This is a genomic window from Allobosea sp. (assembly GCF_030695125.1).
GTDB lineage: Bacteria > Pseudomonadota > Alphaproteobacteria > Rhizobiales > Beijerinckiaceae > Allobosea.
In genome coordinates, this window is record NZ_JAUYTP010000075.1 from 20,363 (window position 1) to 35,928 (window position 15,566).

Genomic DNA, 15,566 nt, shown 5'->3' on the forward strand with positions numbered 1-15,566 from the left:
ATACGCACAAGCATTGCTTATAGTATCATAAAGGATACCGTCGAATGGCCAAGGTCCGTCATTCTACTTTCGACTGCGCGCCGGGGTGTTCGGTTGAGGCTGCGATCAGCCTGATCGACGGCAAATGGAAGTGTGTGCTGCTGTTCCACCTGCTCGAGGGGACACGCCGCTTCAATGAGCTGAAGCGTCATGTCCCGAACGTCACGCAACGGACGCTCACTAACCAGCTTCGCGAGCTCGAAGCTGACGGGCTCATCACACGCAAGGTCTATCCCGTCGTGCCACCGAAGGTAGAATATACGATCTCAGACCTTGGTCGTAGCCTCAGCCCGATTTTGAAAGCGCTCAAGCAGTGGGGCGATGCCAACATGCAACTGTTTTCAAACCCTGCTGCATGATTATCGCCGAGAGTGAGCAGCTGTGTTCGTCGGTCCGACAGGCGTCCATCAGGCCGGCGACGGCGTGGCGGTCGCTGTCGTCCTCCCCTTGAGGTCGGTGATGACCTCGCCGATCAGCGCCCGTAGCCAGCGGTGTGCGGGATCGTGCCGGTAGCGGACGTGCCAGGCCATCTCCACGGGGAAGCTGCCGAGATCGACCGGAGCCGGCAGGATCTTTAGCCGCGGGTCGTGCATCAGCCGCCTGCAGATGAGCGAGGGCAGGGTGGCGCAGTAGTCGGTCACCGCCACCATCTCGGCTACCGCGAAGAAGTTGGTCACCGAGATCGCGACGTCGCGCTTCAGCTGCTGCTGCGCCAGCGCCTGGAACAGCCCGGCGCGCATCCGTCCGGGCGGCACAATGTTGACGTGCTTCATCGCCTCGAACTGCTCGCGCGTCATGGCATCGCCGACGCCCGGATGGTCGGCGCGGACGGCGCAGGCGAGCCCTTCGTCCAACAGGTGCTGGACGACGAGGTTGTCGGGCGGGTCGACGATGCGGCCCAGCACGAGCGCCGTTGTGCCCGACACGACGCCCGTCTCAACGAGATCGTTGCCGTACGGCGTCAGGCGGAGCTTGATGCCGGGCGCGACCTTCTGCAAGCGCGCCACGATGGCGGGTACAAGGACGAACTCGACATAGCCGTTCGGCGCGATGGTGAAGAGCCGTTCGGCCTGTGCGGGGTCGAAGGCCTGCTGACCGAGGACCGCGTCGTCGAGCTGTGCGAGTGCCTCGGCGATCAGCGGTGAGAGTTCGAGCGCGATCGGGGTCGGCTGGATGCCATAACGCTCGCGGACGAACAGCTGGTCCTGAAGCATCAGTCGTAGACGCGATAGGGCATTGGACAAGGCGGGCTGCGTCATGCCCATGCGCTCGGCGGCCCGCGTGACGCTGCGCTCCTCCATCAAGGCGACGAAGATCGGCAGCAGGTTTAGATCGTAGCGCATGCAGTCATCCTTTCGGCCGTATATCTGAAATCAAAAAAATAAACTTCTAGAATATGTCGACGAGGCCCATCTCCCACCCATCGGCGACGGACGCCGCGAACATGGAGGTTCAGATGAGCAAGGGTCATGTTCTCGTTCTCGGATCGAATGCGACACAGATCGAGCTGCATGGCGGCGGTACTGCGACGATCGGTCAGTATCTCAACGAGACGGCGGTCCCCTCGCTGGCTCTGCTCGACGCCGGCTATGACATCGTCCTCGCCACGCCCAACGGGACCAAGCCGCACATCGACGCGGTCTCCGATACGGTGGATCACTTCGGCGGCGACGAGGCGGCATACGAGCGCGCCAAGGACTTCTTCATCAACCACCCGACGATGAACGACGTCCGTACGCTGAAATCGGTCGTCGAGGCCGGTTTGGACGGCTTCGTTGGCGTCTTCGTACCGGGCGGTCACGCGCCCGTCGTCGACCTGATGCAGGACCGCGATGCGGGCACGATCCTCCGTCACTTCCACGCGGCGGCCAAGCCGACCGCGCTCCTCTGCCACGGACCGGTGGTCGTCGTCGCTACGCTCGACGATGCTCCGGCCTTCCGCAAGGCGCTGGAGGAAGGCGATGACGCCGGGGCGGCCGACCTGGCGCGAGACTGGATCTACTCGGGCTACCGCATGACCGTCTTCTCGGCGAGCGAGGAGAAGATCGCTGAGGAGCAAGTGCTGAAGGGCGAGCTCTTCTTCGACATGGAAAAGGCGCTGCGGTCGGCCGGTGGCGACGTCTCGGTCACCGACAAGAACTTCGCTTCGAATGTCGTCGTGGACCGGGAGCTGATCACGGGTCAGAATCCGGCGTCGGACCAGGCCATGGCCGACGCGCTGATCGAAGCCCTTGATCGCGCTGCGTGAGTACCAGGATGACCGGCGGGGCGCTAAGGGTGCGCCCTCCCACGGATATAACCAAGACAAGGAACGGTGCCATGACCGCCAACGTGAAGATCGTCGCCGTCCTCACCGCCCGTGCGGATACCGTCGACCGCCTGCGCGCTCTGCTCGACGCCATGCTAAAGCCGAGCCGTGCCGAACCGGGCAATTTGCGCTACGATCTCTGGCAGGACCAGAGCGATCCGAACCGCTTCGTCCTCGACGAGCTGTACGCGGACGCGGATGCGGTCGCCGCCCACCGCGCGACGCCCCACTTCCAGAACTACCTCTCTCAGATCGGCGATCTGGCCGAGCGCGCTGCGTTCGTCCTCAACCCCGTCTCCGCGACCTGAGGGTGGTGCCATGGGCAAGCTTAAAGAATGGGTGGGGTCGGCGCTGCTCGCACAGCCGTTCTACACAGGGGAGCTACGGATGATCGGCCTGTTGGCACCTGCACTCCGCCTGGGCCTGATGGGCCTCGTTCATCCACGCGACTACCGCTGAGGCGGAGCCGCGATCCGGCGAAAAATCAACATCTGAATTGAAGGAAACACAGCCATGACCAAGGGTATCGAAGGCAAGGTCATTCTCATCACCGGCGGCAGCACCGGCATCGGCGCGGAAACCGCGCGTCTTCTCTCTGAACGCGGTGCGAAGGTGGCCATCGCCGCGCGGCGCAAGGACAGGCTCGACGAGGTCGTCGCGGAAATCGCCGCAAACGGCGGCACGGCACGTAGCTACGCGCTCGACGTCACCGACAAGTCGGCGGTCCAGTCCGTCGTCGCCGCAATCATTGCCGACTTCGGCCGCCTTGACGTTCTGATCAACAACGCCGGGCTGATGCCGATCCGTCCGATGGCAGAGGTCAACACCGACGAGTGGGACCAGATGATCGACGTCAATCTGAAGGGTACCCTCTACGGCATCGCGGCGGCCCTTCCCGGCTTTCTCGAGCAGGGCAGCGGTCACATCATCAACTTGAGCTCGGTTGCGGGCATCAAGGTCTTCGCACCGGGCGGCACGGTCTATTCCGGCACCAAGTTCGCCGTCAGCGCGATCAGCGAGGGCTTGCGCCACGAGGTGGGTGAAAAGGTCCGTGTCACGTCAATCGAGCCTGGAGCTGTCGAAAGCGATTTGAAGTTCACGACGTCTGGCACGGCTGCCGAGACGGTGCTCGACTTCTACAAGCAGGCCATCCCGGCGGCATCGGTGGCGCGTGCTATCGCGTTCGCTGTCGAACAACCTGATGACGTCGACGTCAACGCGATCGTCATCCGGCCGACCGCACAGCAGTTCTGATTTCGACGAGGAGGCGGGGCCGCGTGTGCTCCGCCTCCTGGGAACGTTCCGGCCCGCTTGTCCGTTACTTTGCCAAATGATATCTGTCCGTTTAACTTGAGGAGTCGATGATGCCCAAACTTGCGCTGTATGTGCCACTGAAGGCCAGGCCCGGAAAAGAGAGCGATGTTGCCAATTTTCTGACCTCGGCACTGCCGCTCGTTCAAGCTGAGCCGGGGACTCTGACCTGGTATGCGATCGAGGAAGGTCCCGGTGCGTACGCGATCTTCGATACGTTCGACTCAGAGGAGGATCGGCAGGCGCATCTTGACGGCAAGGTTGCCGCCGCACTGATGGCCAAGGCGGATGAGCTGTTTTCCGAACCGCCGCAGATCCATAAGTTCACCCTACTGGCAGCTAAATAGCAGAGTGCTCGACACCATTCCGTCGGGCTTGGCTGAACGGCAGACCGGGACTTCATACGCCCGCGTTCTCGAGGTACGATGTTGGAGTCCTGAACTGCCGTTCGACTGCACGATGAGATACGTCTGCCATCCGGAATGAACGAGCCGGCTCTGGACTTCAATCAGAAGGACCACGACAGGCCATCCGCCATAGTGGATGGCCTGTCTTTTGCGTTTTATCCCGCCTTTAATGTTGCTGCTGATAAGGCCGTATCCCTGCATAACCGGTAATACAGAGAGTGTAAGCCAGGTAGAGGAGGGGCGAGGCTTAGTTGCGGACCGCACCGAGAGGGGAAAAACCAGTCCATTCAAGTTTCGTCATCAGGCAGACACGTTGATTTTCACAGGAATTTCTCGATAACATCAATCTGCCACTTTTTAAGACCGTTTAAGCTCGGGCTGTCGGCGAGCCGTTGTAAATCGACCTGAGAATTGCCGAACCGAGGCGGGGAACCGCTCAGGCGCCAGGCCGTTTAGGAAGCTGTGATCAGTTAGAAAGATTCCATATCCTCCGCCGCTGCGCTGGCGCGCGCCGCGAGCCTGCACGCAAGCGGGCGGCACCGCATGTTCATGATCGAAGGCCTGCGTTGCCGAGTGTATGCCCTTGTTTTTCAACTTAGTTTTCCTGCCGTATCCGCCCGTGCGGCCCGTGTTTCATCACGGTCAGGGTAACAGATGAATGTATTGCCGATACAATACCTCCAACGGCCAAGGCTGGCCTGATGTTCGACACCTTTCAATTATTTTTCCAGCTTCAGACAAACGTTACGAGAAAACCGTTTTTTCGTTGGGTCGCGCGAAGAGGCCACATACGCACCCGGCAGGTAATCGCGTGGACCAGGCGGCCCTAGTCTATGCCGCTATTGGCGTGTGAAGATTCCACTTCGGCGGTTGTTACCGCAAAGCGACGCGTTGCCCAGTTGCTGAGGGCACTTCATCATGGCCGGGGCGGGCCATGATGAAGGCTGGCTTGTCGCTCCCGTATGGCACCCCACCGTTGCCGAAGGGGGCGAGGTTGTCGATCCCGAGCGCCTGGCGCCGCGTCTTAGAACGCGACTGAACGGTCGACGTTGGCGGCGTCGAGGAAGAGGGGGAAGAAAATGCCGTCACCCGAGATAACCGGAGTGGTCATCCGGAACTTCCTCGATGTCTGGTGTTGCCAGAGGCGCTTTGGATCGGCGGGTCAGTAGTGAATGACCGTGCGGATCGACTTGCCTTCGTGCATCAGTTCGAACGCCTCGTTGATCTCCTCCAAACCCATGGTGTGGGTAACGAACGGGGCCAGATCGATATCGCCTCTCATGGCGTCCTCGACCATGCCGGGGAGCTGTGTACGTCCCTTGACGCCGCCGAAAGCGGACCCCTTCCAGACGCGGCCCGTAACGAGCTGGAATGGACGGGTGGAGATTTCTTCGCCCGCGCCGGCAACGCCAATCACGATCGACTGACCCCAGCCACGGTGCGCTGATTCAAGCGCGGCGCGCATGACGTGGACGTTGCCGATGCACTCGAAGGTATGATCGATGCCCCAGCCCGTCATCTCGATCAGCACTTGCTGGATGGGCTTGTCATGGTCCTTGGGGTTGATGCACTCGGTCGCACCGAACTGGCGTGCCAGCTCGAACTTGGACGGATTGGTGTCGATGGCGATAATGCGACCCGCCTTCGCCTGGCGCGCACCCTGAATCGCCGCGAGGCCGATGCCGCCCAGGCCGAACACGGCGACCGAGTCTCCGGGCTGGACCTTGGCGGTATTGTGGACTGCGCCGATGCCGGTCGTCACGCCGCAGCCGAGCAGGCAGACATGTTCGGGGTTTGCCTCGGGATTGATCTTGGCGAGCGATACTTCGGCGACGACAGTATATTCACTGAAGGTTGAACAGCCCATGTAATGATAGAGGGGCTGGCCATTGTACGAAAAGCGGGTGGTGCCATCGGGCATCAAGCCCTTGCCCTGCGTTTCGCGGACAGCGACGCACAGGTTGGTCTTGCCCGACACGCAGAAATCGCACTTGCCGCACTCGGCGGTGTAGAGCGGAATCACGTGATCGCCCGGCCTGACGCTGGTGACGCCCTCACCGACCTCGACAACGATGCCCGCGCCCTCGTGGCCTAAAACCACCGGGAAAACTCCCTCCGGATCATTGCCCGCAAGCGTGTACGCATCGGTGTGGCACACGCCGGTGTGCGTCACCCGGATGAGCACTTCGCCCTTCCGGGGTGGGGCGACATCGATTTCGACGATTTCGAGTGGCTTGCCCGGCTCGAAGGCTACAGCGGCGCGAGATTTCATGTTGGCATACCCTCGTTGATTGAAGCCGATTGCCGGTGCGAGGCCGTTGCGCCATCGCAAATTCGTTGACGCTCTTATACTGGCGGGGAGTATCGTTGCCATACTCCCTGCCAGTATACAAGAGGTGGTCGAGCGAGGATCTCGAACCAGAGAAGGCATGTAGGGGTGGCTTCGCTTCGCAGGTCTTAACCTCTGTGTAGCCCGCAGCCTGCGACCCGCCCATCGATCTTGAAGAGGCCATCGATCCTGGCGCGGTGAAAAACGCCGGAGAAGGCGCTCGCTTCGCTACGCCGGCAACAAAATGCAGGCCCGGAACGCCGAAAGTCTGCGCTCTGGTGAACAACAGCGGTTGGCTGGATACGAGGCTTTTGCTCTAACTGCGGGAGAGCACGGGCAAGAAGAGGAGCGCTGAAATCGTTACTTAAGATATGTACGCAGAATCTTCATTACGCCCTCCACGTCGTCCTCGTGATCGCTGCCCTCGCTTTTCACGGCCGGATCTGCACCGGCGCCGAATGTTTCCCTAAGGTGACTCTCCATCACTTCCGCCATCAGTCCATTTGTCGCGCCTCGCATGGCGACAATCTGCTGCAGCAGGGGAGTGCAATCGGCCCCGGCTTCGATCGCGCGTTCCAAAGCGTCCGCCTGGCCCTTAATACGCCGCAAGCGTGTAATGGCTCGCTTCTTGTCCTCTGATGAATGTGGCATCGCGCTTTCCCGAGAAATCGCTTCAGCATACTATACAGGGGGGAGTTTCAATCCTGTCCAGAGACTGGCGCTTCTGTAATCAGGCGAGTTTCGCCAGCCAATCTCCAAATTCGCCCCCCCGATCGGGCAGGCATAGCCGCCATGTTACCCTGAGACGGGTCTGGCATGCGGAGGAGGAGCGGTCATGCTCTCAAGCCTGCGCCACAAGCAACGACGGCATGGGCGCTTAGGGTCCGATCCTGTGTCTGGGAGGGGGGAGCCATCGCTTGCTCCCCCAGGTTTGCCGGTCAGACCGTAACGACGACCTTGCCGATCTGGTCGTTCGATTCGAGGAAGCGGTGTGCGTCCTGGATGGCCTCGAGCGGGAAGGTGCGCGCGATCCGCGGCTTTAGTGCGCCCGATTCCAGTCCCGCCACGATGAACGCCTTGGCGCGATCGAGGGCGGCGTCGTCCGAAACGATCTCGCTGTAGAGATACCCCTTGAGCGTGAGGCTCTTGCCCAGCACGGAGAACAACGGGAACGGCGTCGGCTCGCCGCTGAGCGCGCCATATTCAAGCAGGATGCCGCCGCGCGCCATGCTCGCGGTCAGCGGCTCGAACGACGGGCCTCCGACCGGATCGAGCACCACGCGCGCACCCGCACCATCGGTTATCTCCATCACCCTCGCTACCAGATCCTCTTCCCCGGTCGCGACGACATGATGTGCACCGGCATCAAGCAGGGCCTGGCGCTTGGCGCCGGTACGCGTCGTCGCGATTACCGTCGCGCCGACCATCCGCGCAATCTGGAAGGCAGCAAGGCCGACGCTGCTGGAAGCAGCGGTGACGATGACGAAATCGCCCGCGCCGAGCTTCGCCTGCTCCACCAGCGCGCCCCAGGCGGTGACGTACTGCATCCACACGCCCGCCGCTTCCTCGAACGACAGCGCCACCGGATGCTTGACGACGAGGCGGGCGGGCACGTTGGCGACCTCGCCATAGGTGCCCCAGCGCGCGATATCGAGCGGGGGGATGACGCTGACAGCTTCGCCTTCCGCAAACCCGGTCACGTCCGCCCCGACCGTAACGACAGTGCCGGCAGCCTCGTAGCCGAGTCGGCTAGGGAACTCGGCTTCCTGAAGGTAGGCATGGTTGCGGAACATCACCTCGGCGCGGTTTATGCCTATCGCCTTGACCGCGATCTGCACTTCGTCGGCCGCGGGCGCGGGCACTGCCACTTCTTCAATCCTGAGGACGCTTGCGTCGCCATATTCGTGGATTCGGACGATGCGGCTCATGGGACACTCCTTGATTATAGAATGATCGTTCTGTATCGGTGTGGGCCACCAGTTTCAAGATATTATTTATCGATCATTCCATATCGGGCGCCAGACATGACAGAGACGAAAGCACGTCGCGGCGCAGGTCGCCCTCGCGTGTTCGACACTAACGCAGCGCTCGACAAGGCGGTACGGCTGTTCTGGCAGCGCGGCTACGAGGCGACTTCGATGGCCGATCTGGTGGCGGAGACTGGCGTCGCCGCCGCCAGTCTCTATGCGGCGTTTGGCAGCAAGGCGGGGCTGTTCGCGGCGGTGATCGAGCGCTATGCCGCGACGTTCAGCGTCCACCTCTATGCCCCCATCAACGACCCGGCGTTGTCCACCTTCGAGGCCGTCAAAGGCCTGCTGGAGCGAGCGGCGTCATCGTTCTCGGAGCCTGGAACGCCGGCCGGCTGCTTCATGTATTCGGCAGCGGCAGCCGTTTCGCCGGCGTCCGCCGCCATCGAATGCCTGCTGCGCGACAAGCGTATCGCGGCGGAGGCCCTCCTGATCGAGCGTCTGCATCGCGGCGCCGCGCAGGGCGAGCTTGCGGCCAATGGCGATCCGGCCGTGCTAGGCAAATTCATCAATACGGTCATGGAAGGCATGTCCGTTCAGGCGCGCGACGGCGCTACGATCAACGAACTGCTCTCCATCGCCAAAATGGCACTCGATCGATGGCCGGCTGCGGTGTGACCGTCGAGGCGAGCTCATTCTCGGTGTTTTTGCAAAAAACATCTGTCGACTTACAGCTAGGCCCTCGTTTCGACCCCAGTCCGCATGCCCGAATTACCATCCCATTTCGGAGACCGCCAAAGTTCGACAGGATTTTTGAACAGCCGCGCGGACGGTTGTGACACCAAGTATATCGATATTCGTTTGTGCGTGGCGGTCATCTACATATCCGCCTACCCGCCGACTTCTCGGGTGCTCATGGCGTGATCGCGAAGCCCTTTTCATACTCGGGCGTCGTCAATGCGATCAGATATCTCGCGGACGGCGTGTTCGATCCACCGCCGACGATGCCGCCACCCGCCAGCCTGATCCCTTCACCTAATCTCCAACGGCTTTGGACAGTGGCGTGGTTCGCCACCCCCTTTTATCGGGTTGGTTTCGCAGTTGCCGTGATGCTAACGGTGCATCGCACCGTCTCGCGTGTCCTGTTCGCGCGCTTCTGGCACGCCTCCACCGCCACGCGGTTAGCGGTGACGATCCGATCACCCGCCGCGATGTTGGCGAAAGCCTCGGGCGCTACGGTCCGCATCATCCGCTGCCCACCTTCCCACATCGGCATGTCGAGCGTCCGCGCCGCCATGCGCTCGGGCCATTGCCAGCTCTCCGGCGCGACCTCGCGCGCGACGAGGCCGGGCAGGATCGCCCATGCGAGGATGCCGATCACCACCCCGCCAAGTCCGAACCATAGCTGCCGGTTCTTCTGGTCCCCCCGCGTCCATGCCGACCCGGCGAGGCTGCGAAGCTCGGCCATGACGCGCGCCTTGTCCTCGCCGGCCTTGGCGAGCGCAGCCTGATCCTCACGCCGGGCAGCGTTGCCCGCTGCCGCGATCCGCTGCGCCATCTGTTCGGGCGTCATCGCCATTACCGGGGCTGCGGCAAGCATCTTCCCGATATGATCGAGCCGCCCGGTTGCGCCGTCCAAGCCCTGCTGAAGCACGCTAAGCGTCTCGGAATAGTCCGGCACGTCGATATGCGCCCGCTCGGCCGCCAAGCCTTCCACTGCACGGCGTAGCAACGCCAGCTCGCGGTCCTGGCCTTCTATCGCGGCGCGCAAGCGGTCGAATGTGTTTCGGCGTGCAAGTTTGACCCCTTGAGGCGGGGGATCGGCGTCCAACTTTGACCCCCTTGAGCCGGTTTCGGTGAGACTGCCCGTTCTGGTTTCAGACGGGCGGGCGGGGGATGAAGGGCGTGGATACGATTGCGCGGATCCGGCGCGAGTTTTCGATCCGGGGGAAGACGATCAAGGAGATTGTCCGCGAGCTTCACGTCTCGCGGAACACGGTGCGCAAGGTGCTGCGCTCGGGCGCGACGTCGTTCGAGTACGAGCGGAAGGTTCAGCCGCAGCCGAAGATCGGGCCCTGGCGCCCTGACCTTGACCGGCTGCTGGGGGCGAACGAGGGCAAGCCGGCGCGTGAGCGTCTGACGCTGATCCGGATCTTCGAGGAGTTGCGGGGCCGCGGTTACGAGGGCAGCTATGATGCCGTCCGCCGCTATGCGCGGGGTTGGCGCCGCGAGCAGTCCGCCGTCACCGCCGATGCCTATGTCCCGCTGAGCTTCGCGCCCGGCGAGGCCTATCAGTTCGACTGGAGCCACGAGATCGTCGTCATCAACGGCGTGACGACCAAGGTGAAGGTCGCCCATCTGCGGCTCTGCCATTCGCGCATGCTGTTCGTGCGAGCCTATCCACGCGAGAGCCAGGAGATGGTCTTCGACGCCCACGACCGGGGCTTCGCCTTCTTCAAGGGCGCCTGCACGCGCGGCATCTACGACAACATGAAGACGGCGGTGGAGACCATCTTCGTCGGCAAGGAACGCGCCTATAACCGGCGCTTCATGCAGATGTGCAGCCACTATCTGGTCGATCCCGTCGCCTGCACGCCAGCCTCGGGCTGGGAGAAGGGCCAGGTCGAGAACCAGGTCGGGCTCGTACGCGAACGCTTCTTCGCTCCGCGTCTGCGGGTCAAGAACTACGACGAGCTGAACGCCTGGCTGCTGGACCAGGTGCTTCGCTACGCAAAGGCCCACCGCCATCCGGAGCAACGTGACCGGACGATCTGGGAGATGTTCGAAGCCGAGCGCCCGAGCCGGTTCTGTCGCAAATTTTGTTTCGAGCCGGAGCGAGGGCCGGTGAAGACGGTCTTCAGGCGGCGATGGCCTCGAATTGTTCTTTCAGCGTCGGAGCCGGATTGAAGGCGAAGCGTCCTTGGCGTTTGCGCATCATCTGAACCATCTCGATGCCAGCCAGCGTGATCGCCGCCGAGCCAAAGGACTTGAACCCCAGCATTGGCCGAGCCCGTCGCTTGATCCTCCGGTGATCCTGTTCGATCCGGTTGTTGAGGTATTGGCTCTGCCGGATCCCGATCCGTTTCAGCGGTCGTCGGGGTCGATCCAGCAGCCGGCTTTCGGTGTCGCAGGCGATGATCGCCTCCCGGTTGGTCTGGCTGCCGTCAATCACGATGCGATCAGGCCGGCCATGGCGCGCAAGCGCCTTCCGCAGAAAGCGTTTGGCCGCCGGCAGGTCACGGTGCTCGCTGAACCAGAACTCCACCGTATCGCCGACACTGTCGATGGCGCGATACTGATACATCCAGCGACCCCGGACCTTGATGTAGGTCTCGTCGACATGCCATTTGCCGGTGACCGCGCGCTTGCGCCGATTGAAGCGTTCGAGCAGCCGCGGCGAAAAGTGCTCGACCCAGCGATGGATCGTCGAATGATCGACGCTGACCCCACGCTCGGTCAGCATCTCTTCCAGGTCGCGCAGGCTGAGGCTGTAGGCCAGGTACCACCGCACGCACAGCAGGATCACTGAACGGTCGAAATGGCGGCCTTTGAACATCGAACGACTCCCACAATGCGGAGCAGCCATCATACCACAGCCAATCTCGTGCAGCAGTTTGCGACAGAGCCCGAGCGTTTGCATGACGAGCAGAGGTAGCTGGCGCGTAGCGCGAGGTCGCTCCTCGTGCGGGCGCTGAAGTCGTCACGCGTTTTCGTCATTCTGTCTGCGCAACCCGCGGATCATGGCCGTGCGAAGTTATACCAGCCGGCGGCGGTTCAACGGAACCCATCAGCGCGAAGCGCAGTGAAAAGGTGCGACAACTGCCATATTTCGGCCTGTGTCGTGGCCAGCATGACGACATGCGGGCGAGGGTGCCATGACCGATTCCTTCCGATGGATGAATGAGCTGGATGTGGCCAATCGGGCCTTGCAGCCGCTGCGTGACATGCAACGCGTTGCGGACCCCTTCTCGAATATCCGGCGCGCGATCGAAGTGGAGAGCACGATCCTGGCGAGCCTTCGAAGGGAGCAAGCGTGGCGCAAGCCGTTCTCCGACATGGGGCAGCTTAGCGCCCTGACCCAGTTGAACGAACAGTTGGATCGTCACCGCAAATCGTTCGAAGGTCCCGTGGAACACGCTTGGCGTGTCGGCGCCCTCGCGCCAGGAGTTTATGAGGCGGTCCGGGGTGGATTGACTCCCGCTCAATTCCATCAAATCGCGCACGTGGCCGCGTTCCGGCTCCCCCAGGTCAACGAGATCGAGACCCTGGCTCGCCGGGCCGCGGAAGCGGCGGAGCTAACACGACGCACCTTCGCGACGGCGGCGCTCGAAGCCGAGATGGCCCGGATGCACCAGCCGTGGCTGCGCGTCGGCGCGGAAGCGGCCTCCGCGCGCGGGTTCGCCGAAATCCAAGCCATCGGCCACGGCATCGCCGAACGAAGCCCCTTTGGCGGCGGCTTCGCCAAGGCGCTTCGCGGCCCTCTCGGGGATTGGCGCGATCCGATCCCGCTGGCGAGCAATCGGTGGCTCGATCCTGACGTCCGGACAGCGTTCTACCTGAACCGCGGCTTCGATGTTGAACTGACGGACTTCACGCCGCCCGCCTTCGACGTGAGCCTGCGTATCGCCGGGCTCAGGAATGGCAAGACCGATGATGCGGACGAGGATCAGGACGTCGATCTAGCCGGCGAGGCGTTCGCCTTGCTGCGGTCTTTTGAGGCCGAAGTGCGGCTCTTCCTGGACCGCGTGATGCGGGAAGCGTTCGGCGATGCCTGGATGCGGCACCGGCTACCGCCGACCATGCTGGAGCAATGGATAACGAAACGCGACAAGGCGAAGGCCGGCGGCCAGACCGAGGCCCCGCTGATCCACTACGCCGACTTCGCTGATTACAAAATGATCATCGAGCGCTCCGACAACTGGAAAACGGTCTTCAAGGGCATCTTCCGTCGCCAGGAGGATATGGGCGAGTCGTTCCAGCGGCTGTATCCGATCCGGATCGCGACGATGCATGCCCGGACCGTTACCCAGGACGACGAGCTCCTGCTGGTGGTGGAAACGCGGCGTATCCTCAAGGCGATCGGCACAGCAAGCTGATTCGCCCGACGCAGCAGGATGCTTCTTGCCGAAATGAAAAGGGCCGTCATTGATCACATGATGCCCCAGGCACGATAGCGTTTCCGTCCCGTAAGTTCGCGCGGCAGGGTGCCGCCGAGTTCTTTCAGCATGGCTTCGACCGCCTGCGGCGAGACCTGCAGCCGCGCCGCGGCCAATTGCACGGTCACCAGCGGCGACGCCACGAACAGCTCGACCAGCTCGCCGAGTTTCGAATTCCCCCGCCTCCCCTCACACCTCCGTATCATGAGGGTCCGGGCGAGCGAAAGCCGATCGAGATCCGCCTGCCCGAACGCGGCCGCCTCGCCAAAAGCGCCGAGCAGCCCCGCGATCCGGAGGCCGAGCGCCTGGTGCGGGCTCCACCTGAATTTCCCCCGTCGCAATCCGAGCCCCAGCGCCGGCAAATGCGCCTGCGCCAGCCCCCGCTGCCGCAGCACGGTCGCGGCCAGAGCAAAACCAAGTTCGCCGGCGCGTTCGGACGGCTCGAGCACGAGCCAGGCATCGAGGGCGACGGCCGCGGCCAGCGCCGCCGGCAGTCCCCTGCCCTCTTCCAGCACGGCGAGCCAGCACTCGGCCCGCCCGGCACCGTCATAGCCGGGATCGCGCAGCGTCAGGCTTTTGCGCCCCGCCTCGGAGGACAGATCGTTCCAGGCGTCGAGCTTTTGGCGCGTCCGCGCTAATAGCGCGTCGATCTCGGCGAAAGCCGGATTGCCGGAATCGTCATCCGCGTCGACCTCGTCGCCGTCCTCCTCGTCGGCCTCATCCCCATCGTCGTCTCGCCCGAGCCTGCCCCATGGCGCCGCGATGCCGGTCACGCTCTGCTTGGGTGCCGGCGCGGGCTCTAGCGGCTCGGCAATCCCGAGCCGCCGCCGGAGCGCACCGGGTTCGAGGATCTCGGCCGGCGGGCGCTGCGCCAGGCGTCGGCGCTCGGCCCAGAAGCCGGCGGCGCGGGTGATCTCGGGTGTCGGGCTGCGCACATCCATGCCGGCGTCGTGCAGGACGAGGTCCTCGATCGGGCAGAGGGCCCCGCCGAGGCCGATCAGGGCCTGGGCCTCGAAGGCGTGGCCGCGCTGGCGCACCCCCTCGGCCAAAACAGGCTCCGCCCGGCTCAGGCGCTCGTCCAAACGGGCGAGCGCGATGGCGGCGGCTTCGGCGGCCGCGGCACAGTCCGAAACCAGGGCCTGACGCTCGGCACGAGAGAGTTCATATCGCTTTGAATTCACACGGCTGAAATTAACATAACCAACCTAAATAGCCATTACCTTGTTTCACTCCGATATTCCTAATTTGCCATATCTCACTATCGATAAGTACCTCTTATCTATAGTAAGCCATCTCGGAGCAAATTCTTGCTGGCTGAGCCGCCATCGTGCTAGGTTTGGCGCGTGACCACGCGATCGAAGGCGCCCAGAATGTCCGAACCACAGCTTTCCATTCGCAGCGCCAAAGCCAGGACGCTCGCACGCTCTCTTTCGCGACGCACGGGACTGTCGATGAACCGCCTCGTCGAGCAGGCGCTCGAGCGCTACGATCGCGAACTGCGCGCAGGCGCCCCCGCCGCCGCCATCGATATCGTTTGGGATCTGGCCGCCGCGGGACGGATCGGTGTCACTGCGGGCGCAAGTTCCGCCCATGACGATTTCTACGACGAGCATGGCCTGCCGCGGTGATCGCGCTCGATACCTCCGTCATTCTGGCCATCGCTCTCGACGAACCCGAGGCCGACGCCTTCAAGGCCCTGTTACGCCATCAGCCTTTGCTGATCGGCTGGCCGACCCTGTTCGAGACGCGGGTGGTTTTGGCCGCGAAGGGGTTCGCGAATGCAGCCGAGATCGTCGCGCGCCTCGCCGAGGCCCCCAACGTCACCGCCCTGCCCTTCGAGGCCAAGCATTATCAAGGGGCCGAGATCGCCTATCAGCGCTACGGCAAGGGGCGCCACCCCGCCGGGCTCAACATGGGCGATTGCTTTTCCTATGCGGTGGCGGTCACGGCCAAAGCGCCGCTGCTGTTCAAGGGTAACGACTTCGGGCGCACCGATCTCATCTGCCATCCCGGCTCCATCGTCCCCGAACGCCGAGCATGACGAATTCG

The 15,566-nt window shown here is 63.0% G+C and carries 17 protein-coding genes and 1 pseudogene; 11 read left to right on the plus strand and 7 right to left on the minus strand.

Annotated elements, in window-relative coordinates; translation table 11 throughout:
• The first annotated feature begins 44 nt into the window (after positions 1-44).
• Positions 45-398, plus strand: coding sequence for a winged helix-turn-helix transcriptional regulator (locus tag Q8S38_RS22595; protein WP_305682594.1), 354 nt, complete (start codon positions 45-47; stop codon positions 396-398).
• A 48-nt stretch (positions 399-446) separates the two neighbouring features.
• On the opposite strand, the gene Q8S38_RS22600 is transcribed toward Q8S38_RS22595, so the two are convergent.
• The gene (locus Q8S38_RS22600) at positions 447-1,382 is read right to left on the minus strand and encodes a LysR family transcriptional regulator (RefSeq protein WP_305682595.1); all 936 of its coding nucleotides are present in this window, start codon (positions 1,380-1,382) and stop codon (positions 447-449) included.
• Positions 1,383-1,495: 113 nt separating this feature from the next.
• Here Q8S38_RS22600 and Q8S38_RS22605 point away from each other — a divergent pair, with 113 nt between their 5' ends.
• The 5 genes from Q8S38_RS22605 to Q8S38_RS22625 all read left to right on the plus strand — a co-directional run bounded on the left by Q8S38_RS22605 (position 1,496) and on the right by Q8S38_RS22625 (position 4,005).
• The gene (locus tag Q8S38_RS22605; RefSeq protein ID WP_305682596.1) at positions 1,496-2,287 is read left to right on the plus strand and encodes a type 1 glutamine amidotransferase domain-containing protein; all 792 of its coding nucleotides are present in this window, start codon (positions 1,496-1,498) and stop codon (positions 2,285-2,287) included.
• A gap of 71 nt (positions 2,288-2,358) precedes the next feature.
• Positions 2,359-2,655: a putative quinol monooxygenase gene (locus tag Q8S38_RS22610; RefSeq protein WP_075800950.1), complete on the plus strand. Its 297-nt coding sequence runs from the start codon at positions 2,359-2,361 to the stop codon at positions 2,653-2,655.
• A gap of 10 nt (positions 2,656-2,665) precedes the next feature.
• The gene (locus tag Q8S38_RS22615; protein WP_305682597.1) at positions 2,666-2,806 is read left to right on the plus strand and encodes a hypothetical protein; all 141 of its coding nucleotides are present in this window, start codon (positions 2,666-2,668) and stop codon (positions 2,804-2,806) included.
• Between the two features lie 54 nt (positions 2,807-2,860).
• Positions 2,861-3,601: an SDR family oxidoreductase gene (locus Q8S38_RS22620; protein WP_305682598.1), complete on the plus strand. Its 741-nt coding sequence runs from the start codon at positions 2,861-2,863 to the stop codon at positions 3,599-3,601.
• A 110-nt stretch (positions 3,602-3,711) separates the two neighbouring features.
• Positions 3,712-4,005, plus strand: coding sequence for a putative quinol monooxygenase (locus tag Q8S38_RS22625; protein WP_305682599.1), 294 nt, complete (start codon positions 3,712-3,714; stop codon positions 4,003-4,005).
• 1,222 nt (positions 4,006-5,227) lie between these two features.
• Here the strand turns inward: Q8S38_RS22625 and Q8S38_RS22630 are convergent.
• From Q8S38_RS22630 to Q8S38_RS22640, 3 genes are all read right to left on the minus strand, one after another.
• The gene (locus Q8S38_RS22630) at positions 5,228-6,337 is read right to left on the minus strand and encodes an S-(hydroxymethyl)glutathione dehydrogenase/class III alcohol dehydrogenase (RefSeq protein ID WP_305682600.1); all 1,110 of its coding nucleotides are present in this window, start codon (positions 6,335-6,337) and stop codon (positions 5,228-5,230) included.
• Positions 6,338-6,754: 417 nt separating this feature from the next.
• Positions 6,755-7,045, minus strand: a complete 291-nt coding sequence (locus Q8S38_RS22635; protein ID WP_293704803.1) for a metal/formaldehyde-sensitive transcriptional repressor — start codon at positions 7,043-7,045, stop codon at positions 6,755-6,757.
• 287 nt (positions 7,046-7,332) lie between these two features.
• Complete coding sequence (locus Q8S38_RS22640) at positions 7,333-8,322, minus strand: zinc-dependent alcohol dehydrogenase family protein (protein ID WP_305682601.1); 990 nt, start codon at positions 8,320-8,322, stop codon at positions 7,333-7,335.
• 96 nt (positions 8,323-8,418) lie between these two features.
• On the opposite strand from Q8S38_RS22640, the gene Q8S38_RS22645 reads away from it, so the two are divergent.
• Entirely contained in the window at positions 8,419-9,039 is a 621-nt protein-coding gene (locus Q8S38_RS22645; RefSeq protein ID WP_305682626.1) for a TetR/AcrR family transcriptional regulator, read from the plus strand.
• 403 nt (positions 9,040-9,442) lie between these two features.
• Here Q8S38_RS22645 and Q8S38_RS22650 read toward each other — a convergent pair whose 3' ends face one another.
• A complete protein-coding gene (locus tag Q8S38_RS22650; RefSeq protein ID WP_305682602.1) occupies positions 9,443-10,192 on the minus strand; it encodes a DUF6118 family protein in 750 nt (249 codons plus the stop codon).
• Positions 10,193-10,257: 65 nt separating this feature from the next.
• On the opposite strand from Q8S38_RS22650, the pseudogene istA reads away from it, so the two are divergent.
• A pseudogene (istA, locus tag Q8S38_RS22655) lies at positions 10,258-11,157 on the plus strand (IS21 family transposase); the annotation flags it as partial.
• Positions 11,158-11,218: 61 nt separating this feature from the next.
• On the opposite strand, the gene Q8S38_RS22660 reads toward istA, so the two are convergent.
• Positions 11,219-11,917, minus strand: coding sequence for an IS6 family transposase (locus Q8S38_RS22660; RefSeq protein ID WP_092158315.1), 699 nt, complete (start codon positions 11,915-11,917; stop codon positions 11,219-11,221).
• 319 nt (positions 11,918-12,236) lie between these two features.
• Here Q8S38_RS22660 and Q8S38_RS22665 point away from each other — a divergent pair, with 319 nt between their 5' ends.
• Positions 12,237-13,457: a Swt1 family HEPN domain-containing protein gene (locus tag Q8S38_RS22665; protein WP_305682603.1), complete on the plus strand. Its 1,221-nt coding sequence runs from the start codon at positions 12,237-12,239 to the stop codon at positions 13,455-13,457.
• Positions 13,458-13,510: 53 nt separating this feature from the next.
• Here Q8S38_RS22665 and Q8S38_RS22670 read toward each other — a convergent pair whose 3' ends face one another.
• A complete protein-coding gene (locus tag Q8S38_RS22670) occupies positions 13,511-14,698 on the minus strand; it encodes an RHE_PE00001 family protein (RefSeq protein ID WP_305682604.1) in 1,188 nt (395 codons plus the stop codon).
• Between the two features lie 189 nt (positions 14,699-14,887).
• Between Q8S38_RS22670 and Q8S38_RS22675 the strand changes: the two genes are divergently transcribed.
• Together Q8S38_RS22675 and Q8S38_RS22680 are read left to right on the plus strand one after the other, a co-directional pair.
• Entirely contained in the window at positions 14,888-15,145 is a 258-nt protein-coding gene (locus Q8S38_RS22675) for a type II toxin-antitoxin system VapB family antitoxin (protein WP_305682605.1), read from the plus strand.
• On the plus strand, positions 15,142-15,558 hold the full coding sequence (locus Q8S38_RS22680) for a type II toxin-antitoxin system VapC family toxin (RefSeq protein ID WP_305682606.1): 417 nt from the start codon (positions 15,142-15,144) through the stop codon (positions 15,556-15,558). Before Q8S38_RS22675 ends, Q8S38_RS22680 begins: the two co-directional genes overlap by 4 nt.
• Positions 15,559-15,566: the final 8 nt, after the last annotated feature.

Bases quoted from the DNA above. Each gene is read 5' to 3' on its own strand.
- Q8S38_RS22595 (WP_305682594.1), top strand. From the start codon at position 45: ATGGCCAAGGTCCGTCATTCTACTTTCGACTGCGCGCCGGGGTGTTCG.
- Q8S38_RS22600 (WP_305682595.1), bottom strand. From the start codon at position 1,382: ATGCGCTACGATCTAAACCTGCTGCCGATCTTCGTCGCCTTGATGGAG.
- Q8S38_RS22605 (WP_305682596.1), top strand. From the start codon at position 1,496: ATGAGCAAGGGTCATGTTCTCGTTCTCGGATCGAATGCGACACAGATC.
- Q8S38_RS22610 (WP_075800950.1), top strand. From the start codon at position 2,359: ATGACCGCCAACGTGAAGATCGTCGCCGTCCTCACCGCCCGTGCGGAT.
- Q8S38_RS22615 (WP_305682597.1), top strand. From the start codon at position 2,666: ATGGGCAAGCTTAAAGAATGGGTGGGGTCGGCGCTGCTCGCACAGCCG.
- Q8S38_RS22620 (WP_305682598.1), top strand. From the start codon at position 2,861: ATGACCAAGGGTATCGAAGGCAAGGTCATTCTCATCACCGGCGGCAGC.
- Q8S38_RS22625 (WP_305682599.1), top strand. From the start codon at position 3,712: ATGCCCAAACTTGCGCTGTATGTGCCACTGAAGGCCAGGCCCGGAAAA.
- Q8S38_RS22630 (WP_305682600.1), bottom strand. From the start codon at position 6,337: ATGAAATCTCGCGCCGCTGTAGCCTTCGAGCCGGGCAAGCCACTCGAA.
- Q8S38_RS22635 (WP_293704803.1), bottom strand. From the start codon at position 7,045: ATGCCACATTCATCAGAGGACAAGAAGCGAGCCATTACACGCTTGCGG.
- Q8S38_RS22640 (WP_305682601.1), bottom strand. From the start codon at position 8,322: ATGAGCCGCATCGTCCGAATCCACGAATATGGCGACGCAAGCGTCCTC.
- Q8S38_RS22645 (WP_305682626.1), top strand. From the start codon at position 8,419: ATGACAGAGACGAAAGCACGTCGCGGCGCAGGTCGCCCTCGCGTGTTC.
- Q8S38_RS22660 (WP_092158315.1), bottom strand. From the start codon at position 11,917: ATGTTCAAAGGCCGCCATTTCGACCGTTCAGTGATCCTGCTGTGCGTG.
- Q8S38_RS22665 (WP_305682603.1), top strand. From the start codon at position 12,237: ATGACCGATTCCTTCCGATGGATGAATGAGCTGGATGTGGCCAATCGG.
- Q8S38_RS22675 (WP_305682605.1), top strand. From the start codon at position 14,888: ATGTCCGAACCACAGCTTTCCATTCGCAGCGCCAAAGCCAGGACGCTC.